Below are 23,822 nucleotides of genomic sequence, written 5' to 3' on the forward strand. Positions count from 1 at the left end.
AGCAATGCAACTTAATTCCACGGAAATTAGCGATCTGATCAAACAGAGAATTGAAAAATTCAATGTTGCTACAGAGGCGCGCAATGAAGGTACTATCGTTTCAGTAAGTGATGGTATCCTTCGAATCCATGGCCTTGCAGATGTTATGCAAGGGGAAATGATTGAAATTCAGGGCAACCGTTATGCTCTAGCACTTAACCTTGAGCCAGACTCAGTAGGTGCTGTTGTAATGGGCCCATATGCCGACCTTCGTGAAGGCATGAAAGTTAAAAGTACTGGACGTATTCTAGAGGTTCCTGTTGGTCCTGGTCTACTTGGTCGTGTTGTAAACACACTAGGTGCTCCGATCGATGGTAAAGGTCCTGTAGATAGCGATACGTTCTCTCCGGTTGAAGTGATTGCACCTGGTGTAATCGCACGTAAATCGGTAGATCAACCAGTACAAACTGGCTATAAAGCTGTCGATGCAATGATTCCAATTGGCCGCGGCCAGCGTGAATTAATCATCGGTGACCGTCAGACTGGTAAAACAGCCCTTGCGATCGATGCAATTATTAACCAGAAAGATTCTGGTATTAAATGTGTTTATGTCGCGATTGGTCAGAAAGCATCTACGATTGCGAACGTTGTACGTAAGCTTGAAGAGCATGATGCACTGAAAAATACAGCGGTTGTTGTTGCATCAGCATCAGAATCAGCGGCTCTACAATACCTAGCACCATACTCTGGTTGTGCAATGGGTGAGTACTTCCGTGACCGTGGTGAAGATGCACTGATTGTTTATGATGATCTATCTAAGCAAGCGGTAGCATATCGTCAAATCTCACTACTTCTTCGTCGTCCACCTGGTCGTGAAGCATTCCCTGGTGATGTATTCTACTTACACTCACGTCTACTAGAGCGTGCAGCTCGCGTAAATGAAGAGTATGTTGAGAAGTTTACCAACGGTGCGGTAAAAGGTAAGACTGGTTCTTTAACAGCGCTTCCTATTATCGAAACTCAAGCTGGTGACGTATCTGCATTCGTACCTACCAACGTAATTTCGATTACTGATGGTCAGATCTTCTTACAGACTGAGCTATTCAATGCTGGTATTCGTCCTCCTGTAGATCCGGGTATTTCGGTTTCTCGTGTTGGTGGTGCAGCGCAGACTAAGATCATGAAAAAGCTATCTGGTGGTATCCGTACCGCACTAGCTCAGTATCGTGAACTTGCCGCGTTTGCTCAGTTCTCATCAGATCTTGATGAAGCAACGAAGAAACAGCTAGACCATGGACAGAAAGTAACAGAATTAATGAAGCAGAAGCAGTATGCACCAATGTCTGTATTTGAACAGTCAATGGTTATCTTTGCTGCAGAAAAAGGTTATTTAGTTGATGTTCAACTAGATAAGCTAGCTGACTTCGAAGCTGCGTTACTTTCTTATGCGAAGGGCAAATACGCTGATTTGGTTAAACAAATCGATGAGACGGGTGCTTATAACGGAGAAATCGAAACTCAATTAACTACGTTAATGGACGATTTCAAAGAGACCCAGACCTGGTAATGCGTAGGTGGCCTAAATTAGGTCACCCTTTAATCGGAGAGTAACAATGGCCGGCGCAAAAGAGATTCGTAATAAGATCGGAAGTGTACAAAATACACAGAAGATCACTTCGGCAATGCAGATGGTTGCTGCTTCTAAGATGCGTAAAACGCAAGATACTATGGAAGCCAGCCGTCCTTATGCGACCACAATGCGCAACGTGATCGGTCATGTCGCTAACGCAAATCTAGAGTATAAACATCCATACCTAGAAGAGCGTGATGTTAAGCGAGTAGGTTACATTATTATTTCAACTGACCGTGGTCTTTGTGGTGGCTTAAACATTAACTTGTTTAAAAAAGCCCTCACAAGTATGCAGGAGCAGAAAGCTGCTAATGCAGACATTGAACTAGCACTAATTGGTTCAAAAGCGACGTCGTTCTTTAATAGTTATGGCGGCTCAGTGGCTGCTCAAACGTCAGGATTAGGTGATACACCTGCTCTTGATGATTTGATCGGTACTGTAGGCGTAATGCTAGAGAAATATAATGAAGGCCAACTGGATCGCTTGTATATCGTTTACAACCATTTTGTAAATACGATGGTACAAGAGCCAGTGATCGATCAACTACTGCCTTTGGTTAAGTCTGACGACAAAGAGATGCATCGTAAACACTCTTGGGATTACCTCTATGAGCCTGAACCAAAAGCGCTTTTAGATAAGCTATTGGTTCGCTATATAGAGTCTCAAGTTTACCAAGGAGTGGTGGAAAACCTCTCTTGTGAGCAAGCTGCTCGAATGATTGCGATGCAAGCAGCAACAGATAATGCAGAAGACTTAATAGATCAACTGCAATTAGTTTATAACAAAGCACGACAAGCGGCGATTACGCAAGAGCTGTCTGAGATTGTTTCTGGTGCTGCTGCAGTTTAATGCAAAGGTTAATAAATTTAGTTTAGAGGATTAACGATGGCTACAGGTAAGATCGTCCAGATCATCGGTGCGGTAGTCGACGTAGAGTTCCCACAGGAATCAGTACCACAAGTATATGATGCCCTGAATGTTGCTAACGTTGAAAACAGATTAGTATTAGAAGTGCAGCAACAACTTGGCGGTGGCGTAATACGTGCAATCGCTATGGGTTCTTCTGATGGTTTACGTCGCGGTTTAACAGTAGAAAATACTGGTCGCCCAATTGAAGTACCAGTAGGTACTGAAACTCTAGGACGTATTATGAACGTTCTAGGTGATGCAATTGATGAATGTGGTGATATTGGCGAGAAACAACGCTATGCAATTCACCGCGAAGCTCCGAGTTACGAAGAGCAGTCAAATGCAAATGAACTATTAGAGACAGGTGTTAAAGTAATCGATCTGATTTGTCCATTCGCAAAGGGTGGTAAAATCGGTCTATTCGGTGGTGCTGGTGTAGGTAAAACCGTCAACATGATGGAACTTATCAACAACATCGCACTAAAACACTCAGGTCTTTCTGTATTCGCAGGTGTTGGTGAGCGTACTCGTGAGGGTAACGACTTCTACTACGAAATGCAGGAAGCTGGCGTTGTAAACGTTGAAAACCCTGAACTGTCAAAAGTTGCCATGGTATATGGTCAGATGAACGAGCCACCAGGAAACCGTTTACGTGTTGCCCTGACAGGTTTGACTATCGCTGAACGTTTCCGTGATGAAGGCAAAGACGTACTGCTGTTTATCGATAATATTTATCGTTATACCCTAGCGGGAACAGAAGTATCTGCACTTCTTGGTCGTATGCCTTCAGCGGTAGGTTATCAGCCTACACTAGCTGAAGAGATGGGTGTTCTTCAGGAACGTATTACATCAACGAAGAGCGGTTCTATCACCTCTGTTCAGGCTGTATACGTACCTGCGGATGATTTAACGGATCCATCTCCAGCAACTACCTTTGCTCACTTGGATGCAACGGTTGTACTTTCTCGTGCAATCGCATCTTTAGGTCTTTATCCTGCAATCGATCCACTAGATTCGACTTCACGTCAGCTAGATCCATTGGTTGTTGGTCAAGAGCATTATGACGTTGCTCAAGGTGTTCAACAGACACTTCAGCGTTATAAAGAACTTAAAGATATTATTGCAATCCTAGGTATGGATGAGCTTTCTGAAGAAGATAAGCTTGCTGTATCTCGTGCACGTAAGATTGAGCGTTTCTTAACTCAGCCTTACCACGTAGCAGAAGTATTTACTGGCGACCCTGGTGTTTATGTATCACTAAAAGAGACCATCCATGGCTTTAGTGGCCTATTAGCGGGTGAGTACGATGACATTCCTGAACAGGCATTCATGTACTGTGGCTCTATTGATGATGCATTAGAGAACGCTAAGAAGCTTTAAACCTGAGTAGGAGGCGACATGGCAGCGATAACCTTCCATCTGGATGTTGTCAGTGCAGAAAAAATGATGTTTTCTGGTCTGGTTGAAACAATTCAGGTGACAGGTAGCGAAGGTGAGCTAGGAATTTATTCTGGCCATACTCCGCTGCTGACCGCCATAAAGCCTGGGATGGTTCGAATCGTTAAACAACATGGACACGAAGAGATTATCTACCTTTCTGGTGGGATCTTGGAGGTTCAGCCTAGCTCAACTACTGTGCTAGCTGATACCGCAATCCGTGGTGAAGATTTGGATGCAGCCAAGGCTGAGGAAGCAAAAAATCAAGCTGAATTGATGATTCAAAATCAGCATGATGATATTAACTTCACTCAGGCGGCTAGTGATTTAGCTAAAGCGATTGCTCAGTTGAAAGTTATTGATCTGGTTAAGAACAGACGATAATTTATTGCTAAGTAACGTCAAAGGCAGCTCTTCGGGGCTGCCTTTTTGTTTTTCTTATCGCATAATTTATCTTTAAATAGAAAAACCTCCTTCTCCAGTCTGCGCTCTCTTCTGTATCTGGATAAAAACAGCGTATACTTATCTTCATCATTATTGAGGCTATTTATCTCAATCATCAAATTCATTATTTACTTCAGAAAAGTTAGTTAAAGGACTCACCATGAATTTTAGTGTTGTTATTCTTGCAGCGGGTAAAGGGACTCGTATGTACTCTCAGTTGCCTAAAGTGCTACATACCTTAGCGGGTAAGCCAATGGTGAAGCATGTGATTGATACATGTAGCCAGTTAGGAGCCGATAATATTCACCTAGTTTATGGTCATGGTGGTGAATTAATGCAGCAAACATTGGCGGAAGAATCGGTTAATTGGATCTTACAGAAAGAACAATTAGGTACTGGACATGCCGTTAAGCAAGCCGCTCCTGAGTTTGCTGATGATGAGCAAGTGTTAGTGCTTTATGGTGATGTACCACTGATTAGTGAAGAGACTTTAGAGCAGTTATTAGCGGCACAACCTGACGGCGGCATTGGTCTACTAACGGTGGTACTGGATGATTCATCAGGCTATGGTCGTATTGTTCGTAAAGACGGTGAAGTCGTCGCCATCGTTGAACAAAAAGATGCTAGTCCAGAACAGTTAGCGATTAAAGAGATCAACACCGGTGTATTAGTGGCAAGCGGCGGTGATTTAAAACGTTGGTTAGCGGCATTAGATAATAATAATGCACAAGGTGAATTCTACCTTACTGATATCATTGAGATGGCACACAATGACGGTAAAGCGATTAATGCGGTACATCCACAAAGCCCTGTTGAAGTGGAAGGGGTGAATAATCGTGTTCAGTTAGCAAAACTAGAACGAGCTTATCAAGCTCAACAAGCCGAAAAATTATTAGAACAGGGTGTCATGCTAAGAGATCCTTCTCGCTTTGATCTTCGTGGAAAACTTCAATGTGGACAAGATGTCGAGATCGATATCAATGTGATCATCGAAGGTGAAGTGACGATCGGCGATAATGTGATCATCGGAGCAGGATCTGTGCTAAAAGATTGTGAGATTGATGACAATACACTGGTGCGTCCATATAGCATTATTGAAGGTGCAACGGTCGGTGAAGATTGTACGGTAGGGCCATTTACTCGTCTTCGTCCTGGTGCTGAGCTGGTGGGTGATTCTCATGTTGGTAACTTTGTTGAGATGAAGAAAGCGAAGTTAGGTAAAGGCTCTAAAGCGAATCATTTAACCTATATTGGTGATGCGACCATTGGTGAGCGCGTCAATATTGGTGCAGGTACCATTACGTGTAATTATGATGGGGCAAATAAGTTCCAGACCATTATAGAAGATGATGTATTTGTCGGTTCTGATTCACAGCTGGTTGCACCTGTTACTGTCGGTAAAGGTTCAACGATTGCAGCTGGTAGCACGATCACTAAAGATGTTGGTGAGAATGAATTAGTATTAACTCGTACCCGTAAAGCGACAACGGTAGCGAATTGGAAGCGTCCAACTAAAATCAAATCATGAATATTTAATTTTTCATGAATAAATTTTAGATAAAGAAAAAGGGATATTTGACTATCCCTTTTTTTGTATCGCTATTTTTAATGGCTATTTGGCAAGAAAGAATTGATAAGATGAGCTATTTGTCTCATCGTTATATTGATATCCCAACTCTTTTAAATGGCGAGAAAAGCGCATTAAATCTTGCTCTTGTAGTTCAAAACCACACAACACGCGACCATAGTCTGCGCCGTGATTACGGTAATTGAATAGGCTGATATTCCAGTGACTACCTAAGGTCGATAAAAACTTCACTAACGCGCCAGGATATTCTGGGAATTCGAAGCTGTAGAGTCGTTCTTGCAATGGTTTTGCTGGACGACCACCTACCATATAGCGAATATGAAGCTTTGCCATCTCATCATCAGACAGATCGGCAACCGGGTAGCCCGCCTCTTGCAGATCGGTAATGATCTGGTTCAGCTCGCTCTGTCCACCAGCAAGACGAATACCGACAAAGATATTTGCTTGGCTATCATCGGAGTGACGGTAGTTAAACTCAGTGACGGCACGACCGCCAATTATTTGACAGAACTCTAAGAATGCTCCTTGTCTTTCCGGAATCGTTACCGCTAATAGACCTTCACGCTTCTCTCCAAGCTCACAACGCTCAGAGACATAACGTAAACCATGGAAGTTCAAGTTAGCGCCAGAGAGAACACAGGAGAGATTCTTATCTTTTAGCTGGTGGATATCGGTATAACGTTTTAACCCCGCTAATGCCAAGGCTCCAGATGGTTCTGCGATAGCGCGAGTATCCTCAAAAATATCTTTGACTGCTGAGCAGATTTCATCACTGCTTACGGTAATGACATCATCAAGGTACTTTTGACATAATCGGAAGGTTTCACTGCCAATCTGTTTTACGGCAACACCATCGGCAAACATACTGACCTGGTCAAGAATGGTCGGGCTTCCTACCGCTAATGCTGCTTTCAAACAGGCCGAATCTTCAGGCTCGACCCCAATCACTTTAATTTCAGGCATTAATTGCTTAATTAGAACGGCAACGCCAGCAGCTAAACCGCCACCGCCAACAGGCAAGAAGATATAATCTAACTGACTGTTTTGTTGCAGTAGTTCCATGCCAATGGTTCCTTGCCCAGCGATCACCCTAGGGTGATCAAAAGGAGGAATAAAAGTATAGCCATGGAGCTCAGATAACTCTTGTGCTTTGGCTTTGGCTTCATCAAAGTTAGCACCATGAAGAATCACGTTGCCACCAAAATCAGCCACCGCACTGGTCTTAATTTCAGGGGTGGTTAATGGCATAACAATCGTTGCCTTAATTCCTAATTTATGACCAGAAAGTGCTACGCCTTGCGCATGATTTCCTGCTGATGCCGCGATAACGCCCGCTTCTTTTTGCTTAGACGTTAACTGTGCCATCATGCTATAAGCGCCACGTAGTTTAAAGGAGTGAACCGGTTGACGGTCCTCTCGTTTAATCTCTATGTTGTTATCTAAGCGGCTCGATAACTTCCCCATTTTTTGCAATGGTGAAACAATCGCTGCATCGTAAACCGGTGCACGTAAAACTTCTCTTAAGTAATCGGCACCGGTTAATAGTGCTTCCGTCTGCTGATTAATGCTGGGTGATTGGGATTGTGCCATTAGATTACCCTTCTAGTTTACTGCGGTCTCTCACTGCACCTTTATCAGCGCTGGTTGCTAGGTTCGCATAGGCTTTTAGGGCTAAAGAAACAAAACGCTGACGGTTAACCGGTTTCCAACCATTTTGATCTAACTGGTTAGCACGTTGTTGTAACTCATCTTGTGCAACGTCTAATTCAATTGAACGATTTGGAATATTGATCTTAATGATATCGCCCGTTTTCACGAGTGCGATGACACCGCCACTAGCCGCTTCTGGAGAGACGTGACCAATAGAAAGTCCACTTGTACCACCAGAGAAACGGCCATCAGTAATCAATGCACAAGCTTTACCTAAGCCCATCGATTTTAGGTAAGTCGTTGGATAAAGCATTTCTTGCATACCTGGGCCACCTTTAGGGCCTTCGTAGCGAATGACGACAACATCACCTGCTTTAACGTGACCATCTAAAATACCTGATACTGCATCTTCTTGGCTTTCAAATACAACGGCTGGACCAGTAAAGATTAAACAGTCATCATCAACACCTGCCGTTTTAACGATACAACCATCAACAGCAAGATTGCCAGAAAGTACGGCTAAGCCACCATCTTGACTATAAGCATTCTCTTTTGTACGAATACAACCATTTTGACGATCATCATCTAACGTATCCCAACGACAATTTTGTGAGAATGCTTGAGTGGTACGAATACCTGCAGGACCTGCACGATAAAAGTCTTTGATTTCTTGAGATTCAGTGACGGTAATATCGTATTCTGCTAACGTCTCTGTGATTGTCTGACCCAATACGTTATTTACATTAGTATTAAGAAGACCGGCACGATTCAGTTCGCCAAGGATGCCATAAATACCCCCTGCACGATGGACATCTTCCATATGATAAAGTGGTGTGGATGGGGCGACTTTACATAAGTTTGGAACATTGCGAGAGAGTGCATCGATATCACTCATATTGAAATCAATTTCTCCCTCTTGTGCCGCAGCTAGTAGATGAAGAACGGTATTGGTTGACCCACCCATTGCGACATCTAGAGTCATCGCATTTTCAAACGCCGCTTTATTGGCGATATTGCGAGGTAAAGCTGTTTCATCATCCTGCTCATAGTAACGTTTCGTTAATTCAACGATACGTTTACCAGCATTGATGAAAAGTGTTTCACGGTCAGCGTGAGTGGCAAGCAGAGATCCGTTACCTGGCTGACTTAAACCTAATGCTTCTGTTAGGCAGTTCATTGAGTTTGCGGTGAACATACCAGAACATGAACCACAAGTTGGACACGCTGAACGCTCCACTTGCTCACTCTGCTCATCTGAAACACTAGGATCGGCACCTTGAATCATCGCATCAACAAGATCAAGCTTGATTATTTGGTCTGAAAGTTTGGTTTTACCCGCTTCCATTGGACCGCCTGAAACAAAGATTACGGGAATATTTAGGCGTAAAGAAGCCATCAACATTCCCGGGGTGATTTTGTCGCAGTTTGAGATACAGACCATCGCATCAGCACAGTGCGCGTTTACCATATACTCAACGGAATCCGCAATTAGCTCACGAGAAGGTAGCGAATAAAGCATGCCACCATGGCCCATTGCGATACCATCATCAACGGCAATCGTATTGAACTCTTTGGCAATACCGCCTGCTTCTTCAATCTCTTTTGCCACGAGTTGACCTAAATCTTTTAGGTGGACGTGACCAGGTACAAATTGTGTGAATGAGTTGACTACGGCGATAATGGGTTTACCGAAGTCTTCATCTTTTACACCCGTTGCACGCCATAGTGCACGTGCGCCAGCCATATTACGACCATGAGTTGTTGTTGCTGAACGATATTGTGGCATCTCTATATTCCTTTATTTTTGTCTCAATTAGAGCGAAAATTATTTATTAGCAGGCTTATTTTCAGGGTAAACGTAATCTAACCAACCCCATTTATCTTCTGTAGTGCCATTAAATAGGCCAAAATAAGCGGCTTGAACTTCTGTTGTTATTGGTCCACGCTTGCCTGAACCTACTTCAATTTTATCAATAGAACGAACCGGCACGATCTCTGCTGCTGTTCCTGTCATAAAGACTTCATCAGCAAGGTAAAGTGCTTCACGAGCAATGTTTTCTTCACGAACTTCATAACCCATGTCACGAGCCAGAACCATAATTGAGTCACGAGTAATTCCTGGCAAGATTGCACTGGTTGCTGGTGGTGTAAATAGAATGCCATTCTGAATAACGAAAATATTTTCACCGGCACCCTCTGAAAGATAACCATCAACACTAAGCGCAATACCTTCATCATAACCATGACGACGAGCTTCACCACCAACAAGTAGAGATGATAAGTAATTACCACCTGCTTTTGCTGCAGTAGGAATGGTATTGGGTGCGGCACGATTCCAACTTGAGATCATCGCATCAACACCGTTTTCTAGTGCTTCATCCCCTAAGTAGGCTCCCCAAGGAAAAGCGGCAATAATCAGTTCCATCGCTGTATTTTCTGGAGGACAAACACCTAAGCCTACATTACCAACAAAACCAAGAGGACGAATATAAGCAGATTCTAATTTATTTTGACGAAGGGTTTCACGGGTTGCTTCCATGATCTCTTCTTCAGTATATGGAATCGGAAAACGATAGATTTTTGCTGAATTTTTTAAACGTTTTGCGTGCTCAGGGTGACGGAAAACGATGGGACCATTTGGAGTGTTATAACAACGAACACCTTCAAAAACAGACGTTCCGTAGTGCATTGCATGAGTAAGAACGTGAACATTTGCTTGGTCCCATGGAACCATTTCACCATTAAACCAAATATAATCTGCTGTCTTTGCCATTGTGAATCTTCCTTATGCACTATGTAGTGTTGATACGTTTACGTTTGTGATGTCCCAGAGTTTTTCTATTTGATTAGTAATTAAACTAATTGGACGATCACTCTCTACGATAATTTCAATTGCGGCTATTTTGCTCGCTTGATTCTGTGTTGCCAGAACTTGCTTAATTGCAAATCCTCGGTGACGAATAACACGTAAAACACGCTCTAAAAGTACGGGGCGGTCATTAGCCGCAATCTCTAAAATATAACGTTGCATTATTCATCCTCCAACATGTTCTGATTTGCGGCACCTGGTGGAACCAGTGGCCATACATTTTCTTCCTCTGAAATCGCGACATGCAGTAAATATGCAGTCTCGCTTGCCAGCATCTCTTTTAATGCGGGTTCAACTTCTTCTTTTTTGGTGATGGTTTTACCCGGAATATCAAAGGCTGAAGCTAAGGTGACAAAGTCTGGATTATCATCAAGAATTGTCTCACTATGGCGACCATCAAAGAAGAGTGATTGCCACTGTCTTACCATGCCTAAACGTTGGTTATCAATCAAGACCATTTTAACGGGAACTTGACGCCTTTTTATTGTTCCAAGCTCTTGAATGTTCATCATAAATGAGCCATCACCAGTAATCAAAATTGATTGATCTTCTGGTCGAGATACTTTTGCACCGATAGCGGCAGGTAGACCGAAGCCCATGGTGCCAAGTCCTGCGGATGTTAGGTAGTTCTGTGGTGATCGTGGTTGAATATGTTGAGCTGCCCACATCTGATGTTGGCCTACATCAGTAGAGATAATTGAGTTTTCAGGCATCATATCTGAAAGTTGTTTTAGTAGCAGTGGCGCATAAATTAACTCACCAGGGTGATCATAACGCCACTTAAACTCTTGACGAATTTCAGAAACATGTTGTAACCAAGGGGAGATATCATGATTTAGAGAGAGTTGAGGTAAAACCACATTAAGATCACCGCGTAAGCTGGTATTTGCCGTACGTAGTTTATTAAATTCAGCAGCATCGATATCGATATGGATAACTTTAGCATGTGGAGCAAATTCATCTAATTTGCCTGTGACTCGGTCATCAAAGCGCGCACCAACAACAATAAGAAGATCGGTTTCTTGTACTGTCAAATTTGCTGCTTTAGTGCCATGCATCCCGATCATGCCTAAATAATAAGGGTCATGACGCTCAATCGAACCTAAGCCTTTTAATGTACTGACTGATGGCATTGGATTATTAGTCAAGAACTTACGAACGGTATCGGTGGCAAAAGAGAGTTGAACTCCGCCACCCACATAAAGCACTGGCTTTTGACTTTCAGCTAATAGTTGTTTCGCTTCTTCAATCGATTCAGGGGCTGCAATTGGCTTTGGTACCGGTTCAAACGTCGGAAGTGTCGTTACTGGAGCTGGAGCAACTTGAACATCTTTAGCGATATCAACAAGGACTGGGCCAGGACGACCTGATTTAGCAACTTCAAACGCTTCTGCAATCGTCGGTGCTAATTCATCAATATCTGTGACTAGATAATTATGCTTGGTACAAGAGAGGGACATGCCGATAACGTCCATCTCTTGGAACGCATCAGTACCAATAAGAGGGCCAGCAACTTGTCCTGTAATGGCAACCATAGGTATGGAATCCAGAAGCGCATCAGCAAGACCTGTGACTAAATTGGTGGCGCCAGGGCCTGATGTTGCTAAACAGACGCCAACGGTTTGACTTGCTCGTGCATAACCAATCGCAGCCATCGCTGCACCTTGTTCGTGGCGGGTAAGAATATGCTCGATCCCTCCATCATAAAGCGCATCATAAATTGGCATAATTGCGCCGCCAGGATAGCCAAATACAGTAGAAATACCTTCTTCCTGTAGTGCTTTAATTACTAAATCTGCGCCTCTCATTTTTTACCTCTATATCCTTATCTGGTACTCATTATTTTATTTCATTGTGATGACTCATTTGACCATACAAAAAAACCCCCATTCTTAGAGTGGGGGTTTTCGCTGTTATTTCTTATTTTCGCACAGCACCCCTATCGCGATGAAATTATCACCACGATGACTCGAATCAGGAGTAGAGCTGTTTGTGCGAAAATTTTCATATTAATCCGTCAAAATTATGTAAATCAACTGTATAACATTAGTGGTAACACAGAGTTGGCTCCCATGACAAGGAAAAAAAACTTTTTATTGGTTTTTTTTTATGCATGATTAATGAGGTTTTAGCTATAAATTAAATGATAACAGTGTGTTGCAGTTGTTTTTTATTGTGGGTTTATCGTTGGTGATTTTTATTGTATTTGAAGTTGAAAAATAATATTTATAACAATTATGAATAGATTGTGAATCATTAATGAGAAAAAGTAGACGTTATTGGTGAGAGTTAGCTGTTTCTATTACTTTACTGCTTTTCTGGGAGGATAAATGTCATTAGCGATTGTTTATAGCCGAGCCTGTGTGGGGGTGGAGGCACCAATGGTTACAGTGGAAGTTCATCTAAGTAATGGGATGCCAGCTTTTAATTTAGTTGGACTGCCTGAAACTACCGTCAAAGAAGCGAGAGATCGTGTTCGTAGTGCGATCGTTAATTCAAATTTTGAGTTTCCATCGAAAAGGATCACCGTCAACCTTGCCCCTGCCGACCTACCCAAAGAGGGAGGACGTTTTGATCTTCCTATCGCGTTAGGGATATTAGCAGCCTCAGGACAACTGCCAACATCTCGATTAGTTCATCATGAGTTTATCGGTGAGTTAGCGCTTTCTGGGGAGGTACGCTGGATTAAAGGAGTATTGCCTGCTGCGATGGCTGCAAAACAAGTCAAGCGCTGTTTAATTGTTCCTGATGATAATCGAGCTCAAGCTGCTTTAGTGGCAAAAGATAACCATAAGTCGACCTCTAATCTGATTAGTGTTGCGGCTTATCTTGCTGGACAGGGGGAATTACAGTTGGTTGAGTCTTCCCATGTGGGTATTGTCTCTAGCCAATCTAATAATAAGAATAATAATAAAGATATGCAGGATATTATTGGCCAGCAACAAGGAAAACGAGCAATAGAGATTGCCGCAGCGGGTGGACATAACTTATTGTTGATTGGTCCACCAGGAACGGGAAAAACCATGTTAGCGTCTCGATTGATCGACCTTCTTCCTGATATGAGTAAAAAAGAGGCGTTAGAAACTGCAGCGGTGACCTCATTAACCGATAGCCAACTCGATATTAATAATTGGCGACAACGACCTTTTCGTACCCCTCACCACTCAAGCTCTATGGCGGCATTAGTTGGAGGTGGGTCTATTCCTCGCCCAGGAGAAATCTCATTAGCACATAATGGGATTCTGTTTTTGGATGAGATGGTTGAATTTGAACGTAAAGTATTAGATTCATTAAGAGAGCCATTAGAGTCTGGTGAGATTGTTATTTCCCGAGCCAATGGTAAAACCCGTTTTCCTGCTCGATTTCAATTGATTGGTGCATTAAACCCATCACCAACAGGGTTCTACGAAGGTAATGCGACTCGAACCAACCCTCAAGCTATTTTACGTTATTTAAGTCGGTTATCTGGTCCGTTATTGGATCGGTTTGATCTCTCTGTTGAAATTCCATTATTACCGAAAGGGGTGTTAGCAAAAGGGGGAGTGGTGAGCAACAGAGCGAAAGTAGTGCTGATATTGCGACTCGAGTTAGTCAAGCTCGGGAAAAAATGTTAACAAGAAATGGAAAAATTAATGCTCACCTTTCAGTACAAGAATTGAATAAACTTGCTCTATTAACCGAAGATAATGCGATATTTTTAGAGTCGGCAATTCATCAATTAGGACTCTCTGTTCGTGCCTATCATCGCATTATTAAAGTGGCTTTAACTATTATTGATCTTGCGGGAGAGGAGGTGATAGAAAAGCGTCATTTAGCCGAGGCTTTAGGATATCGAGCGATGGATCGATTATTAAAACAGTTAACCTTATAACGGATATTTATACGGAAAAAGTCGATTTTATTTTTGTAATGAGTTGAAAATATTATCTATATAATCATAGAAAAAGGAGCCTGTTGTGGCTCCTTTTTTATGTTTTTTTCTTTTATATTTGGACTACAGCGTTAATAGGTAATTAACGAGGTCAAAATATTCTGCTGTTGATTTGATGTTGTTTGTCACAACAAGGTATTTGTTATTAACAACAATAGCTGGAACACCCGTTAAACCTGCATCCTGGAAGCTTTTATCAAAACGTTTAACCATTGAGCTAACCATGAAACTATTGTAAGCACCATCAAACTCTTCACCTGTAACACCGTTATCGATAAACAGTTGGCGAACGTCTGCATCATTGCGTGGTGGTTGACGTAGATCTTGAATACGATGGAATAATATTGGTGTCATTTTGCTATCAACATCAAGAACAACGCTGGTTGCGTATGCTTTGCTGATCATTGGAGCTAGTGCGCCACCCATGAATGAAACATGGTTTTTATTAAACTTAGTATTTTCTGGAAGTGTTTTTTTCAGCTCGCCAATGATCGGTTCAAATGATTTACAGTGAGGGCAAAATAGTGAAAAGTATTCAGTAACTTGAGATGTTTCAGACTTTGGTGTACTTAACACTTTATAGTAGTCACCTTCAGAGAACTTTGCTGCTTGCACAGAAAGTGAGAATATTAAGGTACTGGCTAAAATAAGTAGTTTCTTTAACATTGAATGTATAGCTCCATTATTATCAATAAATAATTACCATTGAGGTGTTAATTGTAGTGGGGGTTCTGCAATTGCAGAGAGTTGCTCTTTAATTGCAAGAACTTGACCTTCCCAGTACTTTGGGTCTGCAAACCAAGGGAATGCCATTGGAAATGCAGGGTCTTGCCAGCGACGAGCAAGCCACGCCATATAATATACCATTCTAAGACCACGTAAAGGTTCGATAAGTTTCAACTCTTGATGATTAAAGTTACAAAATTCTTCATAGCCTTCGAGTAAAGTCTCCATTTGTAACATCTTATCTCCTCTGTCGCCATTTAATAGCATCCAGAGATCTTGTACTGCCGGGCCATTTCTGGCGTCATCAAGATCGACAAAGAAGGGGCCATCGCGCCATAGAATATTACTTGGATGGCAATCTCCATGTAGGCGCATATGATTAATTTCACTCGGCCATTGCTGTACTATCTCTTTAATCAGTAGATCAAGATCGTTAAAAAAGGCATTTTCGATATGTGATGGAATGAAGTTTGAGTTTTCCAGTATTTTACGCGGTTGATAGAGGTATTCATCTAAACTCATGGTGGGACGATGAATAAATGGCTGTTGTTTTGCCACGCTATGAATTCGCCCCATATAGCGGCCAACCCACTCTAAGTGATCCAGATTATCCACTTCAAATTGTCTTCCCCCCATACTCGGAAATAGGGCGAATTTATAACCTTGATGATTGAATAGAGTACTCCCTTCTATTGAAATTGGTGCGGCAACAGGGATTTCATGATCGGCGAGTTGTTGGGTGAACTGATGCTCTTCAATAATCTGTTCAGAAGACCAACGCTGTGGACGGTAGAATTTGGTAACATAACGTTGCCCATCCTCAGCAGTAAATTGATAAACGCGATTTTCATAACTATTTAATGCTAGTAGCCCTGATTCGGCACGAACACCGACACTTTCAAGTGCAAACCATAATGCGTCAGGTGTTAAATTAGTAAAGCTAAAGTCTTGTTGGCTCATCGTTATTACTTCACTTTATTGAATATTTTTATACAGTATACAAGCAGAAAAATGTCTGTGGTAAAAAAAATCTTCTCTATAAAAAAAAGAGCCAAAGCACGGGCTTTGACTCTTGAATTGATGAACGTTGTTTGACGTTATAATTGCTTAATGAAGCGGCTCTCTGTCATTAGTTGTTCATCACCATTAGATAGGCTGAACTGAATTATCGTGACGGGTTGTTTTAAGTCACGGGGTTCAACGCCAATACTAATAGGAAGTGAGAATACTTCACCAGCTCGTAGATCGACTTTTTTCTCGCCATACCATTGATACTCAGGGAGTCCTGTTATTGATAGTTCAAAGGTTTGAGGGTGCTGTGTTTTATTGAGTAGTTTTAATGTATAGCTGTTTTCCACTAAACCTTGGCTATTCTGTTGTGATAACTGATTTCTATCTCGAATCACATCTAATCCCATTGGCTCAATAGTCAATAGATGTGAGATAAAGAGTCCTGCCATTAGTATTAATATTGCGCCATAACCTAATAATTTTGGTCTTAATACTTTTGTTTCGATACCAAGTAGACGATGTTCTGTGGTGTAGTTTATTAACCCTTTTTTGTAGTTCATCCGCTGCATAGTGGTATCACAAGCATCAATACAAGCACCACAGTTGATACATTCATATTGAAGTCCATCTCGAATATCGATACCAGTTGGACAGACTTGAACACAGAGATCACAGTCAATACAGTCCCCCAATCCTAAAGTTTCAGGATCGGTTTTTCTTGATCTTGGGCCTCTACTTTCACCACGTTTCGCATCATAACCAACAATAAAGGTGTCTTGATCAAACATTGCAGATTGGAAGCGAGCATAAGGACACATATGGGTACAGACAATCGAACGCATCCAACCTGCATTGAAATAAGTACAAGCAGCAAAAAATAGGATCCAAAATGTCGGCCAGAATGTGCTATTTAAGGTGATAAAATCGGTGATAAGTTGTTTAACAGGTATAAAGTAACCCACAAAGGTAAGCCCTGTTATTAACGCGACAAAAATCCATGCTAAATGTTTTAATAACTTTTTCTGTAGTATTGAGCCCGTTAACGGCAGTTGATCCTGTTTCTTTCTTTTATTGGCCGCGCCCTCTATTTTTTCTTCAAACCAGATATAGATAAAGGTCCAGACAGTTTGTGGACACATATAACCACACCAAACACGTCCTAAGAAGGTGGTTATAAAAAACAGTGCAAAAGCGGCAATCATAAACAGTAATGCAAGCAAAGTGAGATCTTGCGGCCATAGAGTCACGCTAAAAAAATTAAACTTTTGACCGCCAATATCTAATAAGATCGCCTGTCTATCCCCATAGTTAATCCAAGGGATAAGTAAAAAAAGCAACATAAAGAACCAGCCGACTTTTTTTCTTAATTGCTGGTATATCCCTTTCGATGCGCGAACATAGATGTGGTTACTTGAAGAGTGATGACTCTTTGGGGATTTTGACTCTTCAGTAATATCTTTAATTTTAATCCGTTCTTTGCTCATAACATCCCTTGTAATGACAAAAAGTGGTATTGACTCTTTGTCTAACTGACTTGTTGTTTTAATGTAATAAATCGGTTCGATTATACATTATTTGTTAATTATTATGATGCGAGCGGTGTGGTATTTTTTGAACTATTTTGCTGGATTTTAGAAGGGTCTTAGTTGTTTATATACTCAAAGTAGTTGGAGTTGCTAGTCGGCGGCAAGTGAATGAGGCCTCATGAGTATAGGTGTACTCTATGATTGGGGCGAATGAGCGTAGCCAACAACCGAGCAATTTCAAGTAAGCATGATATAGAGCTCTTATTAGAACAAGAGCTCTCTATAATCTGAATCAGGTGATGTCAGGGTTACTCAGTGATAATACCGCGAGCCTTAAGAATCGCCGTTTTAAAGTCATCTTCTTGATCTTTTGCTAGCCCTGGAATCATCTCATCTTTTTGGCTATTTCTCATTTTTAGATGATAGATTAAAACATCATCGGTTAACTCTTCTAATGGGCCTTCATATTTCGCTTCTTCAGCCAACTTAACTAAAAATTGAATAAGGTTAAGATCTGAATCTTTTTGCCACTCAGGGTGGATTAATTCGATTAACTCATTAACGCGATGACACTTCATTGGGAAAATCCTTATTGGTTTATCTCCCTGCAATAATAAAGGGATTAGATTAGGTGAGCAATGATAATTTGCGACGAGAAAAACGAACAAGGGTTCATAATTGATACAGATTTTTATTAGTTAATCCGAGCTATAGCACAACAGCAAAAAAACTTAATCTAACTTAATTGTTACTTTCTGCTTTTTTGAGTTAAAGAAGTAATCAAGAAAGGTATATCGATATAGTTTTCAGGTAAGAGAACTATACCCATGAGTGATTTAGAACAATTGAGGATATTATGGATCATGGAATACAGTTAGCTGCGTCTAATCGAAATTTATCCTACCAGCTAGCAAAAAAATTAGGGATAGGTATTTTAACTGGCAAGTTCGATCAAGAAGGTATTCTTCCTGGAGAATTAGAACTCTGTAAAAAACATAAATTAAGCCGTACCGCTGTCAGAGAAGCGATTAAAATTTTAACCGCAAAAGGGATGGTCTTACCGCGGCCTAAAATTGGAACTCGTGTTCTGCCGCAAAAGTATTGGAACTTTCTCGATTATGACCTGCTGTTATGGATTGGAGTCAGTAAGAATTCTCAATTATCAGCAGAGTTTGAAAGATTACGAAGAGTCATCGAACCTGAGGTTATATATCAATTTGCAATAAACGGTGATGGTCAGCAATTAAAGCAACTGACTTTACTTCTCGATAAAATGACAAGGTTTAAAGAAGAGAAAGATCAACTGCAATGGTATCAAACCCAAGTTGAGTTTTATCAACTAATTTACCTTGAAGCGAGAAATCGTTTTTTTATCCCAATTGGCAATCTATTCCCTCTTATTTTCCCTAAAAAAGATTTTCGAACGAGCAACTACCAACTGACTGTTTATTTTCAGCTTGTTAAAGCGATACAAGAGCAACAACGAGATAAGATTCAGGAGTGCTGTTTAACATTATTAAAATGAGACATATTTATCCTGTCTATTTACTCAGTTTTGTATCAGAATAGTATAAGTAAAAGGGAGGATTTATGTCTTTATTTAACAAAGCAACAGCATCTCTTTCACTGGGCACCACCCAAGTTGATGCGACAATTGAACAGTCAAATATTATCCCGGGAAGTCATGTTGAATTAAAAATTCATGCTCAAGCGGGTAGTGAAGAGCAAGAGGTTAGCCATCTTGTTGTTAGCCTTTGTTGTCAATATATTGAACAACAAGAGATTGAAGAGCGAGTCAAAAAAAGCTATGCCTTAACGCAATGGCAACTACCTTATGCTTTTAGATTAAATGAGAATGAGCAGCGAACGTTTGATGCCATACTCTCTTTGCCCCCTAATACACCGATTACGATTGGTGATGCTCAAGTTTGGTTGGAGATTTCTTCTAAGATAGAAGACAACTTTGATCCCAAAGAAAAAGATCAACTAACGATTCGCCCTGATTTATTACAAGATGCTATTTTTGATGCTTTGGAAAGTGAAGGGTTAAGAATTCGTAATGTCGAGTGTGAAGCTGTCTCTGGATTCGCACTTCCTTTTGTTCAAGAATTTGAATTTGTTCCTGTTGCTGGGCCTTTCCATGGTTTATGGAGAGAGATCGAAGTGGTGAGTTATCATGATGATCAGCAACTTCATTTCTGGTTTGAAGTCGATCGACAATTAAAAGGGATGAGAGGCATGCTTTCTAGTTTAGTGGATCGTAATGAAGCACACTATCATCTCTCTATTTCAACGAAAAGTTCCCCGCAAGATGCAGCTCTGCAAGTGGTTAACTTCTTACACCATGAGCTTTAACCGATAATATCACATTGAGCTTACACTTGTACGCTCAATGTGTCATACTCTGATTTTATTACAGAGATGCCCTAAAGCAAGATGAGGGTATTATCGTTTACTGATGAGTCGGATGTTATGGTCAAAGAAGAGAAAATAAACACCATTACCCATGGTATTGGCGTTATTTTAGGGGCGGTTGCTTTAACACTACTGGTCATTAAAAGTATCTATAATGATGATTCTGCCCAGACTATGATTAGCTATGTCGTTTATGGGATTAGCTTTATTTTACTGTTTCTTGCTTCAACGGTTTACCATGCAGCGACTGAACCTAAGCTTAAAAAGCGGCTAAAAACCGTCGATCATTGTGCAATCTTTTTATTAATAGCGGGAACATATACGCCGTTTTTATTGATTGCATTAAAAACACCATTAGCCAATTATTTGATGATCGGGATCTGGGCAACTGCCTGCATCGGGATTATTTTAAAACTGTTTTTTATTGATAAGCTAAAAAAATCATCTTTAGCGATGTATCTGATTATGGGATGGTTATCCGTGATTGTGATTTATCAATTAGCAGGCGTGATGAGCTTGGGTGGATTGGTATTATTATCCGTTGGTGGAGCCATTTATACGGTTGGTACGATATTCTATGCGATTAAAGCTATCCCTTATAACCATGCAATTTGGCATCTATTTGTTTTAGGTGGGGCGATTTGTCATTTTTTTGCTATCTACCTTTACGTTGTTCCTGTGATCTCATTTTAATGCCAGAGTTATCATCATCACTAAAAATAGAAAGGTGTTATACCCTTCATACTTGAAGTCGCTAGGTTGTTGGCTTCACTCGTTCGCCTACTAGCAACTCCAATTATTTTGGGTATAGCTTATGGTTAATACCTTTTTTGATTTTAATGGATGAAGAGTTAGTTTTTCCAAAAAGCAGGAAAGAATAGCACTAGAACCGTTAATATCTCCAAACGACCCATCAACATTCCAATACTTAACACCCATTTTGCTACATCTGGTAGGCTGGCGAAGTTACCAACAGGGCTAATAATATTCCCCATTCCTGGGCCAACATTGGCAACCGCGGTAATTGCACCAGTAATACTAGTGGTGGGATCGAGTCCTAAAGCACCCAGAATAGCAGCAATCACGACGATTGTTAGAATATAGGTAATTCCAAATGCGACAACAGAGCGAACAATATCTTCTGTTACAGGGCGTTTATTGTATCGTTGAACAAAAACGCCTGATGGGTGAATTAGCTGCATTATCTGTTTTTTCAACAAGGCAAACGCGATTTGAAAACGGAATATCTTTATCCCGCCAGCGGTTGAACCTGAACATGCTCCCATCAATAAAACAAAGACAAAGATGATACTTGGGAAAGCCCCCCAAGCCGAGAAATCACCCAAACCAAATCCTGTTGTTGTCATGACCGATATAATATTAAAGAGCGAGATACGGACTGCATCTAACCATTGGTATTGATGTGTTTCAGTTAGCCAAATGGCGATAGTCAGTGAAGATATAATCACGATATAGAAGTACCCCCTCACTTGAGCATCTCTAAATAGTAAGTTGACCCGTTTTTTACGTAGAGCTTGAACAAAGAGTAAAAAGGGTAGCCCACCAGCAAACATAAAGATAATGGCTATCCAGTGTGCAGAGTTAGAGAAGTGATTCATTGAACCATCGGAAGTCGAATAACCTCCTGTTGATAATGTCGTAAAAGCATGATTGATCGCTTCAAACCACGTCATCCCCGTTAAAGAGTAGCCAATGGTACAAAGTAGAGTGAGTACCACATAAACCAATACGATATTTTTAGCGACATTAGCGGTTCTTGGTGAGCTTTTTTCTGACCAATCTGATGACTCCGTTTGGAATAGGCGCATACCACCCACGTTGAGCATGGGTAAAATTGCTACCGCCATCACGATAAAGCCAACCCCCCCAACCACTGTAAGGTACTTCGCCATAAGAGGATGCTAGGTGCCATTGAATCTAAACCACTGAGTACCGTTGAACCAGTAGTGGTGATCCCTGACATGGTTTCAAAGTAGGCGTCAGTAAAGCTAATGTGGTTAATGAAAACAAAGGGGAGGGCAGCGAAAGCACTGGCAATCGTCCAAACTAATGTCGTGAGTAAGAACATCTCTCTAACACCCAATGAAAAGTTCTTAGTTTTTCCTGCGGTTAAGAAGACAAAAGCAGCAAGATGGGTGATGATGACCGCGGAACCAAAGTCGATAAAACCCGGTGTGCCAGTCACTAATGCCATGATTGTTGGAATGTACATAAAGAGAGCTAGCTTTGATAAAACTAGCCCAATGACGAAAAGGATCGGACGAAAATGGATCATAATTATAAAAAGAATGAACTAGGTTGGAAAAGGCGCTCAATATCTGGCACGTATTTTTTATCAACGAGGAACATCACAACATGATCATCTTGTTGAATTTCAATCTTATTATGAGCAATAAATACCTCTTGTCCACGAACAACGGCCCCGATGGTTGCGCCAGGTGGTAATCGAATATCACCAATCGTTTTTCCTACCACTTTGGATGTGTTTTTATCACCATGTGCAATCGCTTCAATCGCTTCTGCAGCACCACGGCGCAGAGATGAGACATTGACAATATCCGCTTTTCGAACATGGGTTAATAGCGCCGAAATGGTGGCGTGTTGAGGAGATATCGCGATATCAATGCTGCCTCCTTGTACTAAATCGACATACGCGCCGCGCTGGATCAGTACCATCGCTTTTTTAACGCCCATCTTTTTGGCGAGCATGGCAGACATGATATTGGCTTCATCATCATTCGTTACGGCAATAAAGACATCGATTTGTTCGATATTTTCTTCACTCAGTAATTCTTGATCAGATGCGTCACCACAAAATACAATGGTATTATTCAGTTTTTCTGAAAGATGTAATGCACGGTCATGATTTCGCTCAATCAGCTTAACTTTGTAATCATTCTCTAACCTAAAAGCTAAACCTGCACCAATATTACCTCCACCAACGATCATGATACGTTTATAGGGCTTCTCAAGTCGCTGAAGTTCGCTCATTACAGAACGAATATTGATACTTGCAGCGATAAAGAATACCTCATCATCGGCTTCTATAATCGTTGTTCCGCGTGGTCGAATTGGGCGACCTTGACGGAAAATTGCAGCGACTCGAGTATCAACATCAGGCATATGCTCACGTAATGTTGAAAGAGCATTTCCGACTAATGGACCACCGTAATAGGCTTTCACTGCCACCAATCCAACACGATTACCCGCAAAGCTTTCAACCTGTAACGCACCAGGGTACTTCACAAGTTTATCGATATAGTTGGTCACTAACTCTTCTGGTGCAATCAAGTGATCAACAGGAACAGCATCAGGCTGGAATAGACGATCCTTCTCTTTTAAATAACTCGGAGAGCGAATACGAGCAACGCGGTTTGGGGTGTTAAAGAGAGTAAATGCTAACTGACACGCCAACATATTGGTTTCATCAGAGCTGGTTACTGCAACTAACATATCTGCATCCTGAGCACCGGCTTCTCGTAGTGAACGAGGGTGGCTTGCATGACCATGTACAACGCGAAGGTCATACTTATCTTGTAATTCCCTTAAGCTATCAATATTTTGGTCAACGACAGTAATGTCATTATTCTCACCAACCAAGTTTTCTGCCAGCGTACCACCGACTTGACCTGCACCCAGAATGATTATCTTCATGATTTAAACCGATTATCTAATGATTTTAGTT

At 41.3% G+C, this 23,822-nt stretch carries 18 protein-coding genes and 2 pseudogenes; 9 read left to right on the forward strand and 11 right to left on the reverse strand.

Annotated features, from left to right (window positions below):
• Positions 1-4: 4 nt before the first annotated feature.
• The 5 genes from atpA (at position 5) to glmU (ending at position 5,928) form a co-directional block, all read left to right on the forward strand.
• On the forward strand, positions 5-1,546 hold the full coding sequence (gene atpA, locus L0B53_RS07160; protein ID WP_235061453.1) for a F0F1 ATP synthase subunit alpha: 1,542 nt from the start codon (positions 5-7) through the stop codon (positions 1,544-1,546).
• A gap of 46 nt (positions 1,547-1,592) precedes the next feature.
• On the forward strand, positions 1,593-2,459 hold the full coding sequence (gene atpG, locus L0B53_RS07165; protein ID WP_235061454.1) for a F0F1 ATP synthase subunit gamma: 867 nt from the start codon (positions 1,593-1,595) through the stop codon (positions 2,457-2,459).
• A gap of 36 nt (positions 2,460-2,495) precedes the next feature.
• Positions 2,496-3,899: a F0F1 ATP synthase subunit beta gene (gene atpD / locus L0B53_RS07170; RefSeq protein ID WP_235061455.1), complete on the forward strand. Its 1,404-nt coding sequence runs from the start codon at positions 2,496-2,498 to the stop codon at positions 3,897-3,899.
• A gap of 18 nt (positions 3,900-3,917) precedes the next feature.
• Entirely contained in the window at positions 3,918-4,340 is a 423-nt protein-coding gene (locus tag L0B53_RS07175; protein ID WP_235061456.1) for a F0F1 ATP synthase subunit epsilon, read from the forward strand.
• 220 nt (positions 4,341-4,560) lie between these two features.
• Complete coding sequence (gene glmU, locus L0B53_RS07180) at positions 4,561-5,928, forward strand: bifunctional UDP-N-acetylglucosamine diphosphorylase/glucosamine-1-phosphate N-acetyltransferase GlmU (RefSeq protein ID WP_235061457.1); 1,368 nt, start codon at positions 4,561-4,563, stop codon at positions 5,926-5,928.
• Between the two features lie 84 nt (positions 5,929-6,012).
• On the opposite strand, the gene ilvA is transcribed toward glmU, so the two are convergent.
• From ilvA to ilvG, 5 genes are read right to left on the reverse strand one after another with little or no spacing between them, the layout of a single operon-like run.
• Positions 6,013-7,578 carry a threonine ammonia-lyase, biosynthetic gene (ilvA, locus tag L0B53_RS07185; RefSeq protein WP_235061458.1) on the reverse strand — a complete coding sequence of 522 codons (1,566 nt, stop codon included), beginning with the start codon at positions 7,576-7,578 and terminating at the stop codon, positions 6,013-6,015.
• 4 nt (positions 7,579-7,582) lie between these two features.
• Positions 7,583-9,424, reverse strand: coding sequence for a dihydroxy-acid dehydratase (gene ilvD, locus L0B53_RS07190; RefSeq protein WP_235061459.1), 1,842 nt, complete (start codon positions 9,422-9,424; stop codon positions 7,583-7,585).
• Positions 9,425-9,463: 39 nt separating this feature from the next.
• Complete coding sequence (locus tag L0B53_RS07195) at positions 9,464-10,411, reverse strand: branched-chain amino acid transaminase (RefSeq protein ID WP_235061460.1); 948 nt, start codon at positions 10,409-10,411, stop codon at positions 9,464-9,466.
• Between the two features lie 12 nt (positions 10,412-10,423).
• Complete coding sequence (gene ilvM, locus L0B53_RS07200; RefSeq protein WP_235061461.1) at positions 10,424-10,669, reverse strand: acetolactate synthase 2 small subunit; 246 nt, start codon at positions 10,667-10,669, stop codon at positions 10,424-10,426.
• Entirely contained in the window at positions 10,669-12,315 is a 1,647-nt protein-coding gene (gene ilvG / locus L0B53_RS07205; protein WP_235061462.1) for an acetolactate synthase 2 catalytic subunit, read from the reverse strand. Before ilvG ends, ilvM begins: the two co-directional genes overlap by 1 nt.
• Positions 12,316-12,837: 522 nt before the next feature.
• On the opposite strand from ilvG, the pseudogene L0B53_RS07210 reads away from it, so the two are divergent.
• Positions 12,838-14,378: pseudogene (locus L0B53_RS07210) on the forward strand (YifB family Mg chelatase-like AAA ATPase).
• Between the two features lie 123 nt (positions 14,379-14,501).
• On the opposite strand, the gene L0B53_RS07215 reads toward L0B53_RS07210, so the two are convergent.
• The 4 genes from L0B53_RS07215 to L0B53_RS07230 all read right to left on the reverse strand — a co-directional run bounded on the left by L0B53_RS07215 (position 14,502) and on the right by L0B53_RS07230 (position 18,279).
• The gene (locus L0B53_RS07215; RefSeq protein WP_235061463.1) at positions 14,502-15,104 is read right to left on the reverse strand and encodes a thiol:disulfide interchange protein DsbA/DsbL; all 603 of its coding nucleotides are present in this window, start codon (positions 15,102-15,104) and stop codon (positions 14,502-14,504) included.
• 33 nt (positions 15,105-15,137) lie between these two features.
• On the reverse strand, positions 15,138-16,124 hold the full coding sequence (locus L0B53_RS07220) for a serine/threonine protein kinase (RefSeq protein WP_235061464.1): 987 nt from the start codon (positions 16,122-16,124) through the stop codon (positions 15,138-15,140).
• Positions 16,125-16,261: 137 nt separating this feature from the next.
• Positions 16,262-17,659, reverse strand: coding sequence for a cytochrome c oxidase accessory protein CcoG (ccoG, locus tag L0B53_RS07225; protein ID WP_235061465.1), 1,398 nt, complete (start codon positions 17,657-17,659; stop codon positions 16,262-16,264).
• Between the two features lie 350 nt (positions 17,660-18,009).
• Complete coding sequence (locus L0B53_RS07230; RefSeq protein WP_235061466.1) at positions 18,010-18,279, reverse strand: YihD family protein; 270 nt, start codon at positions 18,277-18,279, stop codon at positions 18,010-18,012.
• Between the two features lie 278 nt (positions 18,280-18,557).
• Between L0B53_RS07230 and L0B53_RS07235 the strand changes: the two genes are divergently transcribed.
• The 3 genes from L0B53_RS07235 to trhA all read left to right on the forward strand — a co-directional run bounded on the left by L0B53_RS07235 (position 18,558) and on the right by trhA (position 20,809).
• Entirely contained in the window at positions 18,558-19,226 is a 669-nt protein-coding gene (locus L0B53_RS07235) for a FadR/GntR family transcriptional regulator (RefSeq protein WP_235061467.1), read from the forward strand.
• Between the two features lie 65 nt (positions 19,227-19,291).
• The gene (locus tag L0B53_RS07240; protein ID WP_235061468.1) at positions 19,292-20,056 is read left to right on the forward strand and encodes a sporulation protein; all 765 of its coding nucleotides are present in this window, start codon (positions 19,292-19,294) and stop codon (positions 20,054-20,056) included.
• Positions 20,057-20,137: 81 nt separating this feature from the next.
• Positions 20,138-20,809, forward strand: coding sequence for a PAQR family membrane homeostasis protein TrhA (gene trhA / locus L0B53_RS07245; RefSeq protein ID WP_235061469.1), 672 nt, complete (start codon positions 20,138-20,140; stop codon positions 20,807-20,809).
• A gap of 158 nt (positions 20,810-20,967) precedes the next feature.
• On the opposite strand, the pseudogene L0B53_RS07250 reads toward trhA, so the two are convergent.
• Positions 20,968-22,412 (reverse strand): annotated as a pseudogene (locus L0B53_RS07250) (TrkH family potassium uptake protein).
• 2 nt (positions 22,413-22,414) lie between these two features.
• A complete protein-coding gene (gene trkA, locus L0B53_RS07255) occupies positions 22,415-23,791 on the reverse strand; it encodes a Trk system potassium transporter TrkA (protein WP_235061470.1) in 1,377 nt (458 codons plus the stop codon).
• Between the last annotated feature and the right edge of the window lie 31 nt (positions 23,792-23,822).

The sequence above is a fragment of the Vibrio sp. SS-MA-C1-2 genome (assembly GCF_021513135.1).
Lineage (GTDB): Bacteria > Pseudomonadota > Gammaproteobacteria > Enterobacterales > Vibrionaceae.

Bases quoted from the DNA above. Each gene is read 5' to 3' on its own strand.
- ilvM (WP_235061461.1), bottom strand. From the start codon at position 10,669: ATGCAACGTTATATTTTAGAGATTGCGGCTAATGACCGCCCCGTACTT.
- atpA (WP_235061453.1), top strand. From the start codon at position 5: ATGCAACTTAATTCCACGGAAATTAGCGATCTGATCAAACAGAGAATT.
- glmU (WP_235061457.1), top strand. From the start codon at position 4,561: ATGAATTTTAGTGTTGTTATTCTTGCAGCGGGTAAAGGGACTCGTATG.
- L0B53_RS07230 (WP_235061466.1), bottom strand. From the start codon at position 18,279: ATGAAGTGTCATCGCGTTAATGAGTTAATCGAATTAATCCACCCTGAG.
- L0B53_RS07240 (WP_235061468.1), top strand. From the start codon at position 19,292: ATGTCTTTATTTAACAAAGCAACAGCATCTCTTTCACTGGGCACCACC.
- trhA (WP_235061469.1), top strand. From the start codon at position 20,138: ATGAGGGTATTATCGTTTACTGATGAGTCGGATGTTATGGTCAAAGAA.
- ilvD (WP_235061459.1), bottom strand. From the start codon at position 9,424: ATGCCACAATATCGTTCAGCAACAACAACTCATGGTCGTAATATGGCT.
- ilvA (WP_235061458.1), bottom strand. From the start codon at position 7,578: ATGGCACAATCCCAATCACCCAGCATTAATCAGCAGACGGAAGCACTA.
- L0B53_RS07175 (WP_235061456.1), top strand. From the start codon at position 3,918: ATGGCAGCGATAACCTTCCATCTGGATGTTGTCAGTGCAGAAAAAATG.
- ilvG (WP_235061462.1), bottom strand. From the start codon at position 12,315: ATGAGAGGCGCAGATTTAGTAATTAAAGCACTACAGGAAGAAGGTATT.
- ccoG (WP_235061465.1), bottom strand. From the start codon at position 17,659: ATGAGCAAAGAACGGATTAAAATTAAAGATATTACTGAAGAGTCAAAA.
- atpD (WP_235061455.1), top strand. From the start codon at position 2,496: ATGGCTACAGGTAAGATCGTCCAGATCATCGGTGCGGTAGTCGACGTA.
- L0B53_RS07215 (WP_235061463.1), bottom strand. From the start codon at position 15,104: ATGTTAAAGAAACTACTTATTTTAGCCAGTACCTTAATATTCTCACTT.
- L0B53_RS07195 (WP_235061460.1), bottom strand. From the start codon at position 10,411: ATGGCAAAGACAGCAGATTATATTTGGTTTAATGGTGAAATGGTTCCA.
- atpG (WP_235061454.1), top strand. From the start codon at position 1,593: ATGGCCGGCGCAAAAGAGATTCGTAATAAGATCGGAAGTGTACAAAAT.
- trkA (WP_235061470.1), bottom strand. From the start codon at position 23,791: ATGAAGATAATCATTCTGGGTGCAGGTCAAGTCGGTGGTACGCTGGCA.
- L0B53_RS07220 (WP_235061464.1), bottom strand. From the start codon at position 16,124: ATGAGCCAACAAGACTTTAGCTTTACTAATTTAACACCTGACGCATTA.
- L0B53_RS07235 (WP_235061467.1), top strand. From the start codon at position 18,558: ATGGATCATGGAATACAGTTAGCTGCGTCTAATCGAAATTTATCCTAC.